A 12832-nucleotide genomic window follows, 5' to 3' on the forward strand; every position below is an offset into this window, starting at 1 on the left:
TGGCAGATCGAGAGGCAAACTGTTCAGTCGCCCTTTAGGCCAAGGAAGCGGCTGGTCATGCCGATGGTGTTGATGATGCCGTGGCCGAACACCAGCGGCCAGATGTTCCTGCGCCCGAACCACAGATACAGAAGCCCCAGCGTCAGACCAATGAGCCCGGTGGTCAGCGCACCGTTCATGCCCTTGTAGTAATAGTGCCGATAGCCGAAAAAGACGGCGGAGAACAGCAGCGCGATCACTTGTGCTGCCCGCCCTCCGCCCAGGCTTGCGAGCGCGCGATTGATGACAAACGCGCGAAACAGGGCCTCTTCAAAAATGGCGGCATGCGTCCAGGTCAGGACCATGATCACCAGATAGGCCCAGGGGTCACCCTGAATATGGTCAAACCGGCCACTGGTACCGATATCTTCAAACATCAGGTCCACCAGCGCACCGCCCAGACCGCTCGTCAGCACAATGCCGATAAATACAAGGGCCGTCAGCCCCAGGGTTCCGAGCCAACTGTCAGGCCTGCGGAAGCCCAGATCACGCCAGCCCATGCCCCGCCGCCTGAGCAGGAGTGTGCCCACAAGCATGGCGGAAAAGGTGGATATCGGCCCGGCATAAAGCAAGGTCACCGGGATTAGCGCCTGCTTGACCACTACCAGTGTGGCAATGATGGCCAGAAGGTCAAAAGCCGGTTCCTTCTGGAAAGTCAGTTGCCCCTTCGGGCCGTTGTTGTTCATATCTCTCTCGCTGTCCTGACACGGAACTTTTCTTCGTTTGGCGAGACCCTACCCCCGCCAATGTCAAACGCATGTCAAACAGCCCTGAAGCGACGACTCCACAACCATGCCTTTTAAGGCTACACTTATGCGCAAGCGTGACCAGTGGAGGGGAAGCCATGTCAAGCGCACCGCCGGATGACACCAGGGGCCTGAGGAAAGACGAGCTGAATAAGCTCAAGACCAAATCACGCCCGGAGCGCAAGGAGCGCCCGCAAACCCAGCGCGCTACAAAGAAGAGCGCGGAGCAAAAAGCGTTCGCCGAGCGTGAAGAGATGGATCGCCGACGAGCGCAGGAGCGCGCCGACGAGCGCCTGCAAAGCCAAACTGGCACTCAACGTCCGATGGGGTCAGGTGCAGGCAAGGAACGCTTCGCCTTCGGCACCGCGCCGGACCCTGAACATGACAAGACTGAGCAACAAAACACTGAACCCCAACTAGCGATAAAATTTTCGCAGATCCCAGATTTTGATCCCAGCGCATTCGACCTGATCATTTTGCCATATGATAGCAAGGGCATTGTTGCCGAATTCAGAGAACATCGCATAGTTCGTGAGAAACCAGAGCTAGCTGCTGCGGTTACCAGCCCTTCGGCCAAAAAAACTGACCATATCGCTCATCCATCAGCGAATACTATATTGATACGAGCTTCGAATAGCACGGAGGCATATGGTCCGGCCCTATACAGTGCGCTACGAAATATTGTTGCAACAAGAAAGGCACCTGTCCGCATCATTGACTGCATGGATTATTCCCGCGCCAATGAATTTCCATTGGGTGCCCATCTCCGAACCGCATCCCGCACCTTGTCTGAGTTTCGGGGACAATATGAACTTGAACTGTGCATCACTAACAACAGCGCTGAAAAATTAAAAGACCACATTGATACCCTCAATGCAGATGAACAGTTTCCTTTCGGCTTTAGGCCTTTAAAAATCAAAGACCAAAACGGCAATTCCGACAAATTTTTCGGCCCTCCAACTCCGTCTGAACCTAATAGCTCTGAAAGAGCCGACACCCGCACGCATTTCCTGGCGGATCATGCGACGGACGAAGACCTTTTGGGCTATCACCCCTATGCCATGGGCATTGCCTCGTTTGTCAAAGACAAGGCTACCGCCCTGCCGCTAACCATCGCCATCGACGGCGCCTGGGGCAAGGGCAAGTCGTCCCTGATGAAAATGCTCAGGAACGAACTGGACCCCGAGCGGCCGGATGAGGACGCGATCAAGCCGCATCGTGCCTGGCTTGTTGAAGCCGCAAGCACAAGCTGGCGGACCCTCAAGGCCCTGCCGCCACGACCGAAAATCTCGAAAAAGCCTGACCCCGAAGCGCCGCGCGCGTTCATCACCGTGTTCGTCAACGCCTGGCGGCACGGCCACGGCACGCGGCTGAAGGCCACCATGGTCAACGAGATTATCCAAAGCCTGACAGCCCGCCTGGGCCCCGATTTCCTGATGAGCCTGAACCTGGGGCGTATCGACCGGCTGGGGCTTTTGAACACGGCGGTCAAAAGCCTCTTCACCAACAGTGTCACGCTCATACTCGCGCTCATTGTCACGCTCGGGCTCGTGGTCGCCGACGCCTATAATCTGAATATCCCCGCCCTGTCGTGGGACCTCCTTGGGGTTTCGGCGAAAACACAGGCCCAGATCAATGCTTTCCCGCTCGCGAGCGGCACCATGGGCGCTGTTTTCAGCCTGGCGCTTTTGTTGTGGCGGAAAATCCCCAGCCCGGACCTTGACCAGTATCTGGACCAGCCGGACTATCTGAAGCTGATGGGCGACGAGGCCCGAGTGGAGGAAGACTTCCGCCGCATCCTTGCGGTGCTCAAGGACCGAAACCTGCATCTGGCGCTGTTTGTCGACGACCTGGACCGCTGTTCACCAAATGAATGCGCGGCTGTCGTCGAAGCCCTCAACACCTTTTTCGGACAGGAAAAGCATGAGTGCCTGTTTATCCTGGGCATGCACCGGGAGATGGTCGCGAGTGCGCTTGAGGTTGCCTATAAGGACCTTGTGGCGAAGATCAACAGCACCGAAACCCTGCGCGAGCAGCGCCCCTTCGGACGTCGCTTCCTGGAGAAGATCGTGCAGTTCATTGTCGCCCTGCCGGAACCAGACGACGACGCAACCGACGATTTCCTTGACGCCCTGACCGCAGGGCAAAGGCGCGGCAGCCTTGAAGACATCAAAGCGCTTGAGGCAGCACAGACCCGCGAAGGCAACAGCCAGCCAAAAGACCGCAGCAAAATTATTGGCTTTCTTGATGACCTTGGCAGCCGCTTCGCTTCCTTCGGCAACGACCCCTTTGTCGCTTCAGCTGAGGTCATTATGGAGCGCATGGCTAAGAAAGGCGTGGATATCGAACAGGCGCAGGAAGACGCCCGTAAGATTTCCGAGCTGAAAGACCGGATCGAAGAACGCAAGAACGCCAACGAAAACGAATATGTCTCTGCATTCAAGGACATACGCGACGTGATCCGCGCTAACCCGCGCCAGTACAAGCGCTTCTTCAACAAGCTCAGGTTCTATCGGCTTTTAAATGTGGCGGACGACAACCCTATGTTCGTCGACGCCTGCGAAGCGGTCCTGGCGCTGGAGTATCCCAACCTCTATTACCGCACCATCAAGACAAGCGGCAGCTTCCTCGAGTTTGCCGCTTCCAGCGCCAAGGCAAGAAAGGCTGCTGAGATCAAGGCCCTGCAGACAGAGCTGGACGCCAAACCAGGCCTGAAGGACCTCAGGGAGAAACTGGCCGCAGCCGCAAAGCCTGCTGCCTGACGCGGCTCAGGGCTTGAACTCAAGGAAGCGGTCGAGGCCTTCTTCGGTGAAGAAGGTCTGCAGCGCGCCTGACTTCGAGAGCCGCGTCAGAAGGTCTGTCATCTCCGCGGCGCTGATGGGCCCACCTCTCCTTACCAGAAGCGGCAGGTCATACCGTTGGTCCGGCGTCATAGACACCAGAAGATCCTGCTCAAGCTCTGGGTACAGGCGCATCTGGCGAGCGAGAAACGCGTTATTGACGATGGCGATATCGGCGCCGCCCGCCAGCAGTTGCCTGAGCGAATGACGCTGGCTGTCGGAAAACACCACATCGAACCTGGCCTTCAGATACTCCGGATCGGCGTTATAGTCAGCAAAGCCATAATGATACCCCAGCGTCAGCGCCAGCTTGCGCGCGGACAGATCGCCGAAATAGGCCTCTCCGCCCGCCGCCATCGCATCCCCAGTGCGGGCCACCATAACCTCTGCGCCGCTCAGCAGCACCGGGGTGGCTTCAACCTGCTCCATGCGGTCCTGCCAGCCCCACACCGGCATCTCGAAAAAGATCATGTCGATCCGGCCTTCGCTCATCTGCTCATAGCGCCGTCTGGCCGGAATTTGCCGGTAGGCGAACAGATAGTCCTTCTGCATGTCATTGAGGAAGGCTGTGAAGGCCACCGATACACCGGCGTTTTCCTCCACAAAAGGCTCGAACGGGTACCCGCCCACAATCACCCGCGTGGGGCCGCTGGGCTGATCTGCCGCGGCAACACCCCCGGCACTAATCACCCAGACCCAGAACAGAACTAGAAAACAGCGTTTCAAAAATATCACCCGCATCTACGTCAATCTCATGTGAGCCATAGTGGGGAAAAAACGTTAAGAAAATGAAACAGGCCGCCTATTGCCGGCAGACGTCAAGCGCGGTTTGCATTTGCGGCTGAAAGCCTGGATAAGCCGCGGCAAACTGCGGCGCCAGCTGGAATGCCATGGGGTAGCGAATGAAAAGGCGGCGGTCCATCAGCCCCAAAAGCGCCTGCGCGCCGGGCTTGAGCGTCTGTGAAAAATCCGCCGCCAGCAACGCGTCCACCCGGCCTTCTGCAAGCCACAGGGCCAGCCGGTTTTCGTCGTCGCTGCCCTCAATATGGTTGAAGCCGCCGTCGTGCAACAGCCGCTCAGGCCGCGAGCCGGGAAATGCCGTCACCCGGGCCGTTTTCCGGAACGCCTCGCTGGTCACATCAAGGGCCCTGTCCTTCAGTGTGAACCAATAGATATTCATGTAACCAATGGGGCCAACCAGAAGCCCCTCAAGCGCCGGATCGCCCGTATCGTAGGTTGGGAACCAGATATCCTGCAGCCCATCTTTTTCCAGCCGGATGGACCGGCTCATGGAAACCGCGCCCAGCGTATAGGGCACGCCCAATCGCTTCAGCGAACAGGCCAGCAGGTCAACCCCCGCCCCTTCCATGGTGCCATCCCACCGCAGCATGCCGAACTGGCCCTCGCCGTGGGTATAGACCCGCACCAGTGCCGGTTGCCCTTGCGGCGCATTGGCCCCATCGGCTTCAGCCTGCGGGCTGATGACAGCGATTGCGATGAAGAAAAAGGCAAGTCCCAGTATGACCGGATTCTGGACCAAAAAAACACACTCCCAGACGCCCCCTGCCCGCTAACCTAGCGGTAAGGTGACATCTGTCAATGGCGCTCTGGGGCTGAAAGTGGTAATTATGCCCACCTGAAATGGCTTCAAGGCCGTTTCCAGCTTGCATTTTGGCCCAATTCGCGGTACATCGCGCCCGACTCATATGGGATCGCCCGTATGAGCAACTCCGCCCTTGCATCCCTGGAGGAAGTGGCGGTCGGATGTGGGGATGGTCCCCGCACCGTTTAGAGTTTTGGAGAAAAGACATGGCTGACGTAGTCACCATCGTTGCCGAGCCGCGTGAGCGTGTAGGTAAGGGAGCCTCCCGTGCATCGCGTCGTGCAGGCAAAGTGCCTGCTGTAATCTACGGCGACAACAAAGAACCTGAAGCAATTCAGATCCCGCAGAACGAAGTAATCCGTCTGCTGAACCGTGGCGGCTTCATGTCCCACACGTTCAACGTACAGGTTGGCAAGAAGAAGACTTCCGTTCTGCCACGTGACCTGCAACTTCACCCTGTAACCGACATGCCAATGCACATCGACTTCCTGCGTCTGGGCAAAGGTGCTGTCGTGACCATGGAAATTCCGATCCATGTTGTTGGTGAAGAAGAGTCCGTTGGCCTGAAGCGCGGCGGCGTGATCAACTACACCCGTCACGAAATCGAAGTAAACGTTCCTGCGAACGCGATCCCAGAGCATATCGAAGTTTCGGTTGCTGACCTGGACATCAACGACGCGGTGAAGATTTCCGACGTGAAGCTTCCTAAAGGCTGTGAGCCAACAATCACCGACCGTGACTTCACGATCTGTGCGATTGTTGCTCCGTCCGGCCTCAAGTCCTCCACTAACGCTGCTGAAGACGGCGAAGAGGCTGAAGCTACGGAAGCCGCTGAAGAGAACGGCGAAGACTAAGACGTGTGCGGGCGCACCTGGTGCGCCCCACCTGCCGGAAGGATTGATCCATGCTTTTGTTTGTCGGTCTTGGCAACCCAGGCGACAAATTCAAGGGCCACCGGCACAATGTTGGATTTATGGCGGTGGACGAGATTGTTCGCCGCCATAATTTTTTGCCTGAAAAGAGCCGCTGGCAGGCGCTGACACATGAAGGCCGTCTCGGGTCCGAGAAGGTCATCGTCGTGAAGCCGCAAACCTTCATGAACCTTTCTGGCCAGGCCGTTGGCGAAGCCATGCGCTTCTTCAAGCTCACGCCCGCCGATGTGGTTGTCTTTTATGACGAACTGGATCTCGCGTTCGGCAAGGTGAAGGTGAAGCTGGGCGGCGGTGCCGCCGGCCATAACGGCATCCGGTCCATCACGAGCCATATCGGCGCTGATTTCACCCGCGTGCGCATCGGTATTGGCCACCCCGGCGACAAGGCCCGCGTACACGGCCATGTGCTGGGCGATTTCGCCAAGGCCGAGCAGCCGGAGCTGGAGAAGGTGCTGGACGCGATCGCGGCCGAGGCCGGCTATCTGGCAGACCGCGACAACCCGCGCTTCATGACGGAAGTATCGCGCCGCATCAACCCACCGCGGCCCTCGACCGGCAAGCTGGGTGCTGATAAAGCGGCGACTGAAAAAGACAAGACGGCGGCGCGTGGCCCGGTGACCAAGTCACTCGCGGCAGACCCCGCCAAACCGAAGAATAACAATGGCCCCATGGCCGATGCGCTCCAAATGTTGAAAAATGCGCTGAAGAAGGAAGACTGATATGGGTTTCAAGTGTGGCATTGTAGGCCTGCCGAACGTTGGTAAATCGACGCTTTTCAACGCGCTGACCAACACCGCGAATGCGGCTGCGGAAAACTACCCCTTCTGTACGATCGAGCCGAACGTGGGCCAGGTCCCTGTGCCGGATGACCGCCAGTACAAGCTCGCCGAACTGGCAGGCTCCAAGGAAATCATCCCGACGCAGCTGTCGTTCGTGGATATCGCCGGCCTGGTGCGTGGCGCCTCCAAGGGCGAAGGCCTTGGCAACCAGTTCCTGGCCAACATCCGCGAAACAGACGCCATCTGCCACGTGCTCCGCTGCTTTGAAGACGACGACATCACCCATGTGGATGGCCGCGTTGACCCGGTGTCCGACGCTGAAACCATCGAGACCGAGCTGATGCTGGCTGACCTTGAAAGCCTTGAAGGCCGCATTCACGGCCTGGGCCGCCGGGTGCGCGGCGGCGACAAGGAAGCCGTGCTTGCCATGACCATGATCGAACGCACGATCCCGCTCCTCAAGGAAGGCAAGCCTGCCCGCTTCGTGGAGCGCAACAGCCCGGACGAAGAGCGCGCCTTCAAGGAACTGCAGCTTCTGACCAGTAAGCCGATCCTTTATATCTGCAACGTGGACGAAGACAGCGCGTCCGAAGGCAATGAATATTCCCGCGCGGTTGAAGAAATGGCCGCCAAGAACAACGCAGGCTGCGTTGTGATTTCCGCCGCTGTCGAGGCCGAGATCGCCCAACTGGACAGCGAAGAAGACAAGTCAGAGTTCCTCGAGACGCTCGGCCTGGGCCAGACCGGCCTGGCCCGCGTGATCCGCGCTGGCTATGACCTGCTGGAGCTGATCACCTACTTCACAGTAGGCCCCAAGGAATGCCGCGCCTGGACCATCACCAAAGGCACCAAGGCACCAGCGGCTGCCGGCGTGATCCACACGGATTTCGAAAAAGGCTTCATCCGCGCTGAAACCACGGCCTATGACGAGTTTGTTGGCTGTGGCGGCGAACAGGGCGCGAAGGACGCGGGCAAGATGCGCCTTGAGGGCAAGGAATATATCGTCCAGGACGGCGACGTACTGCACTTCCGCTTCGCGAACTAGCCTGTCCACCAGGGCAGTTCAAAGTTGGGCGTCCAGACATTACCTGCCGCGAAAATCAGCATGATAACGATCACCCACACCGTGATCGCAATCTTCAAAGGCCTCGCAATTGCGGGGCCTTTTGACTTGAAGCGGTGCCCACACGCACCGCACACCCGCCTATTGCCGGGCGGCACCGGATACAAAAGGTTCATGGCCGACAAGAAGGGCAAGAGCCAAATTGTGGTATAACGCGCCACATCCTCCGACCCGCATTTCGGGCAGGTATCAATGCTGTCTTCTGTGGCCTTGGCGGGTGCGTTTTCCGCGCGCACATCGGCCAGCAGTTGCTGCGCCTCAGTGAAATCATCATCCGGCACCATGACCCGGAGGCCCAGGCCCGCCGTCAGGTGCGGCATGGCGGTGAGTGTATTGAAATTGTCGATGAAGGCCGGGAACCCGGCCTGCTCCAACAGCGATTTGATCACCAGCGCTTCGGAATAGTCTGCGGTTTCATACAGTGTTTTCATGCGCGTCCCCCACCTGGAGAAAAGCCTATAACACCGCCGCACCCACAGCAAAAAGAAAAGGCCGCAGCTCGGGAAATCGCTGCGGCCCTGGTAATTCGCCGTCGTGACCGGTTCCAGACAAACCGGAGCTTATGGCTTGCCTAGCAAGTCTTCATATTCGAGCCAACGCCGGTAGAGTCGCACTGTTTGCGAACCGCTCTATATTGGCGCTGCGCCGAAATCACCACTGGTTCGTGATCTGTCTTGGCTGTGTATGGGCAAACCTTTGGGTTGCGCTCAAACGCGTCTGTTGCCTGTTCGGCATTGGAGGCGCTGCGGCGGGTGATGACAAAATCAACCACGAGGTCATAGGTGCCCGCAGGCGCTGAGCCCGCTTCCACGGACATGCCGCGCACGCCGTATTTGGCTTCGCGCGCGAAGCTTTTGTGGCCCTTCGAGCCCAGCAGCTTCACGCCATAGACGTCGCCCTCATCATTTAGTTTATACTGAACGTGAGCACAGCCAGAGCGGCCGGCACGTGCCGCCCACTTGCCGATTTCGGCATCAAATTCCGTGATTTTTGGCCCCTGAAGCGGTGCGTTATCCCCGAAAGCTGCGCCACAAAACAGGCTTGCAGCCAATACTGTCGTTACGGTTTTTTTCATACATCCCCCGTTTGGATTGAATTGAGTACAAGCCTTGAGACAATCGAAAGCTCATCCCCCTCAACTTTTTTTCAATAACTTAGGTTAGAAAAAAGGGAATTTCGGATTAGTCGCGTATTTTCAAAAACTTAGGGGGAAAAATAATTTATCCCCCAATCAGGGACGGGGCGGCTTTTGGCGGGGCGGGGCGAAAGGCCTTCACCAGATAAGGCATCGCACCGTGCAGGTAGGTCAGGAACGGCCATACCACTATGTGCAAATGACTGCCACGCAGTATCTCGATGGCGGCAACCAACAACAGAAGCAAAAACGGGGAGGACAACAGAATGGCACCGCCACGACGCTTTCCCTTGAGACCAAGGTAAATAAACCCCGGCTTGCGGGCAATCAGCGCCACCGTGACAGGGATTACATACGCCAGCGCCACCCAAACCACAAACACAACAGCCGCATAATAGGCCAGGTCCATCAAGGCGGGCGGATGCTGGAACCAGTCGTTGGCGGCGCAGATTACCAGAACCCAACTGGGAACGGACACGCCCGCGAGCCCCACTATCAACCGGCTGGCAGCCCGCGCCTTCTTCCAGCCGCTGGCTTCAAAGACCCGTTCGTGATGGCACATCCACATGAGCGCCAGGCACAGGATTTCCATGCTGAAGGTCAGCTCCCACCACCAGCGGGACTGCAGCAGTGCGAAGGCCTCGCCGCCGGGGAAAAAATAGAAGGCCATCATGATGGACAGGTTCGCGCCCACCAACAGAAGCGCCAGGGCCCCAGCCAGGGCGCGTTGGTCATATACCTGATGTCCGAATAGCTTCATTCCTCTCCCCTACACCACGGCCCGTTGCAGGCCGCAGACGTCATGGTTGGCGAAAAAGCTTACGATTTTCCTAAATTGCTGGCTATAGGCCAGATTATAGCTCTTCGGCTGAGTTTCGAGGCGGGCGCTGGGATGCCATCAGATAGGGCACCGCCCCCTGCAGGTAAAACAGAAAGGGTGCATACACATAGTGCTGGTTGCCGCCACGCATGGTTTCCACAATGGTCAGCAGCACTGCAAGCACCATGGGGCTGATGCCTATCAGGATATAGTACCAGCGACCCATCGCCAGAAATGACGGCAACACAAAACGGCGCCTGCCAATGCATTCAACGGTCCACATCGCGAGCCAGCTCAGACCCCAAACCGCCAGACATACATAGAAGGTTGCGTTAAGCTCCTGCATGCTTGGGCCGGTCTTGAACCAGTCGAGCAGGATGCCCGCCAGGGCAATCCAGACCGGCACCAACACCGCCACAAGGCCGGACAACAACTGCAGCGCACTGAAAAGTGCACGCCAGCCCGTTGACGCCTTTACCTTTTCAATATGGGTGAACCAGATGAAGGCTGCGCACAGGATCTGGGAATTCAGGACGATTTCCCACCACCAGCGCGACGTGGTCAGGCCTTCGGCCTCGCCGCGGCCACTAACATAGTCGCTGGCGAGCATTGACAGCACAATGCCGACGATGATCATCGCCGCGGCACCCAACAGGGCTCTGTTGCCTACAAAACGCATCTATGCCTACCTGGCTGGAAATCACAATGGTCCAACTTTAGCGCTAAAAGTTAAGAAAATTCTTTATTGGCAGATATTTATATGTCGCTGTCGCGCGGGGATGCATGCTGCGCCTTGCGGAAATACGGAAGCGCCCCCTGCAGATACAGGAGGATCGGCACAAGAATGCTGACTGCGCCGCCTTGCTGCCACCAGACGATTATCCCGATCACCAGCGCCGAAAGCGTCGACCAGAAAGCCATCAGCCATATGTGAGGTCGAAACTTCAGCGGAGAGGCATCGTCACTTCTCGCAGAAGGCCGCGCCATCAGCCAGACAATGATCGGCACAACAAAGTTGCCCACCGCCCACAGCGCCACGCCACCCAGCATCAACAGATACACCTGGCGTTCGCTCGGGGCTTCGCGGAACCAGTCCATATAGGCGCTGATCAACATGATGCCGACAGGATAGGAAACCGAGACAACCCCGGTAATAAAATGGACGATGGCGCGCATGCGCCACCATCCACGAGAGAAGATAATGCGGTTGTGGTGGCAGAACCACATGAAGGCCAGGCACAGGATCTGCAGGTTCAGGACGATTTCCCACCACCAGCGGGAGACCAGGGCCTCTTCGCCGAACACGTCCGGCAACAGATAGAAAGCCATCATCATGGACAGAATGGCGCCGATGATCATCATCGCCAGTCCGCCCATCAGGGCCCTGCTATCGTGAATCTTTACTGCCACCAACTTCGGCCTTCCCGCCTGTTCTGACCGCTATTGCTTCACCATCCGGCCGTCCTTCATCACGAAGTCCACATCCAGCAGTTCTTTGATATCATCAAGCGGGCTGCCGTCTGTTGCAATGATGTCGGCGATCTTACCGGCTTCAATGGTGCCAAGGCTGTCTGACATATCAATCAGGTCAGCGGCATGGACCGTGGCGGATTTGAGGATATCCATGGGCGTCATGCCCGCCTCGTGCATCAGCACCGCTTCATAGGCGTTGGTGCCATGCTTGGAGACACCGCTGTCGGTACCGAAGGCGATCTTGACCCCACCCTTGTAGGAGCGCTGGAAATTCTCGATCATGTCGCCGCCCACGCGGATGGCTTTGGCCTTGATGTCCTCAGACATGAAGTTGGTATTCTTCGCCATCTGAACCACCGTGTGGCCCGCCAGCAGGGTTGGCACCAGATAGGCACCGTTCTTCTTGAACAGGCGGATCGATTCCGCGTTCGCATAAGACCCGTGCTCAATGCTATCCACCCCGGCGCGCAGGGCGGCATTGATGCCTTCAGCCGCGTGGGCGTGGGCTGCCACCTTGCGACCAAGCGCATGGGCCGTATCCATGATGGTCTTCAGTTCTTCATCAGTCATCTGCTGGCCGGTGCCGGTATTGGTATCCGACAACACGCCGCCCGTGGCTGTAATCTTGATGACATCAGCGCCATACTTGACCGCGTGGCGTACCGCACGCAGGCAATCGTCCGCGCCGTCGCAGATGGTTTTCGAGGTATATTTTTCCAAGAGATCATGGCGCATGCCGTCCACGTCACCATGGCCACCAGTGGCGGCAACACTGCTGCCGGCCGCAACGATGCGCGGACCATCCACCCAGCCGTTGGCCGTGGCTTTACGAAGCGCGAAAACTTCCTGCGGGCTCGCCCCCAGATCACGCACAGTGGTGAAACCGGCCATCAGCGTACGGTTTGCATACATCACGCTGCGCATGGCAGAATCTTCCGCCGACATCTGAACGGTGTCACGGTATTGGTTCGGGCCCAGTTCGCCCTGGATATGCACATGCATGTCCATCAGGCCAGGCATTACGAAGCTGTCCTTGAGGTCCACCAGCGTCGCGTCTTCGCCAAACTCGGATGCGGCCACAAAGCCGTCGCGCACCTCCCGAATGCGGCTGTCTTCAATCACCACTGTCTGGTTTTTGACCGGCGCCTTGCCCGGCACCGTCAGCAGCTCGCCGGCATGAATAACCTTGATATCCGCGGCCCAAGTGGCCGCCGTTGAAATCAGGGCTGCCCCCAGCCCCAGTGCCAGCAAACCGGCTTTCCTTGACGTCGCGCTCATGGCTGTCCCTCCCATTTTATAATTGATCGCCACCATTAATTGGCGCGCAGTCTTACACACCAAC

13 protein-coding genes are annotated in these 12832 nt (G+C 57.9%); 4 read left to right on the plus strand and 9 right to left on the minus strand.

All coding sequences use genetic code 11. From position 1 onward, the window contains the following. Positions 1–23: 23 nt before the first annotated feature. The gene (locus KORLAC_RS03950; protein ID WP_068303409.1) at positions 24–725 is read right to left on the minus strand and encodes a CPBP family intramembrane glutamic endopeptidase; all 702 of its coding nucleotides are present in this window, start codon (positions 723–725) and stop codon (positions 24–26) included. 158 nt (positions 726–883) lie between these two features. On the opposite strand from KORLAC_RS03950, the gene KORLAC_RS03955 reads away from it, so the two are divergent. After that, positions 884–3547 carry a KAP family P-loop NTPase fold protein gene (locus tag KORLAC_RS03955; protein WP_068303418.1) on the plus strand — a complete coding sequence of 888 codons (2664 nt, stop codon included), beginning with the start codon at positions 884–886 and terminating at the stop codon, positions 3545–3547. A gap of 6 nt (positions 3548–3553) precedes the next feature. On the opposite strand, the gene KORLAC_RS03960 is transcribed toward KORLAC_RS03955, so the two are convergent. Together KORLAC_RS03960 and KORLAC_RS03965 are read right to left on the minus strand one after the other, a co-directional pair. Next, positions 3554–4351, minus strand: a complete 798-nt coding sequence (locus KORLAC_RS03960; RefSeq protein ID WP_160328591.1) for a substrate-binding periplasmic protein — start codon at positions 4349–4351, stop codon at positions 3554–3556. Positions 4352–4427: 76 nt separating this feature from the next. Beyond that, on the minus strand, positions 4428–5165 hold the full coding sequence (locus tag KORLAC_RS03965) for a hypothetical protein (RefSeq protein WP_068303426.1): 738 nt from the start codon (positions 5163–5165) through the stop codon (positions 4428–4430). A gap of 269 nt (positions 5166–5434) precedes the next feature. On the opposite strand from KORLAC_RS03965, the gene KORLAC_RS03970 reads away from it, so the two are divergent. Genes KORLAC_RS03970 through ychF form a run of 3 tightly spaced genes read left to right on the plus strand, consistent with a single transcriptional unit; the run spans position 5435 to position 7984 of the window. Beyond that, positions 5435–6082, plus strand: coding sequence for a 50S ribosomal protein L25/general stress protein Ctc (locus KORLAC_RS03970; protein WP_068303428.1), 648 nt, complete (start codon positions 5435–5437; stop codon positions 6080–6082). A gap of 50 nt (positions 6083–6132) precedes the next feature. Further along, complete coding sequence (gene pth / locus KORLAC_RS03975; protein ID WP_068303431.1) at positions 6133–6879, plus strand: aminoacyl-tRNA hydrolase; 747 nt, start codon at positions 6133–6135, stop codon at positions 6877–6879. Position 6880: 1 nt separating this feature from the next. Continuing rightward, positions 6881–7984, plus strand: coding sequence for a redox-regulated ATPase YchF (gene ychF, locus KORLAC_RS03980; protein ID WP_068303434.1), 1104 nt, complete (start codon positions 6881–6883; stop codon positions 7982–7984). Here the strand turns inward: ychF and KORLAC_RS03985 are convergent. The 6 genes from KORLAC_RS03985 to KORLAC_RS04010 all read right to left on the minus strand — a co-directional run bounded on the left by KORLAC_RS03985 (position 7981) and on the right by KORLAC_RS04010 (position 12768). Further along, complete coding sequence (locus tag KORLAC_RS03985) at positions 7981–8493, minus strand: putative signal transducing protein (protein ID WP_068303439.1); 513 nt, start codon at positions 8491–8493, stop codon at positions 7981–7983. The genes ychF and KORLAC_RS03985 overlap by 4 nt on opposite strands. Positions 8494–8633: 140 nt before the next feature. Further along, complete coding sequence (locus tag KORLAC_RS03990; protein WP_068303440.1) at positions 8634–9137, minus strand: energy transducer TonB family protein; 504 nt, start codon at positions 9135–9137, stop codon at positions 8634–8636. Positions 9138–9282: 145 nt separating this feature from the next. Continuing rightward, a complete protein-coding gene (locus KORLAC_RS03995) occupies positions 9283–9957 on the minus strand; it encodes a hypothetical protein (protein WP_068303441.1) in 675 nt (224 codons plus the stop codon). A 94-nt stretch (positions 9958–10051) separates the two neighbouring features. After that, positions 10052–10696, minus strand: coding sequence for a hypothetical protein (locus tag KORLAC_RS04000; RefSeq protein ID WP_068303443.1), 645 nt, complete (start codon positions 10694–10696; stop codon positions 10052–10054). Between the two features lie 77 nt (positions 10697–10773). Next, entirely contained in the window at positions 10774–11427 is a 654-nt protein-coding gene (locus tag KORLAC_RS04005; RefSeq protein WP_139167689.1) for a hypothetical protein, read from the minus strand. Between the two features lie 30 nt (positions 11428–11457). Then, complete coding sequence (locus KORLAC_RS04010; protein ID WP_068303448.1) at positions 11458–12768, minus strand: metal-dependent hydrolase family protein; 1311 nt, start codon at positions 12766–12768, stop codon at positions 11458–11460. Positions 12769–12832 lie beyond the last annotated feature (64 nt).

Origin of the sequence: Kordiimonas lacus, from assembly GCF_001550055.1 — a bacterium.
Lineage (GTDB): Bacteria > Pseudomonadota > Alphaproteobacteria > Sphingomonadales > Kordiimonadaceae > Kordiimonas > Kordiimonas lacus.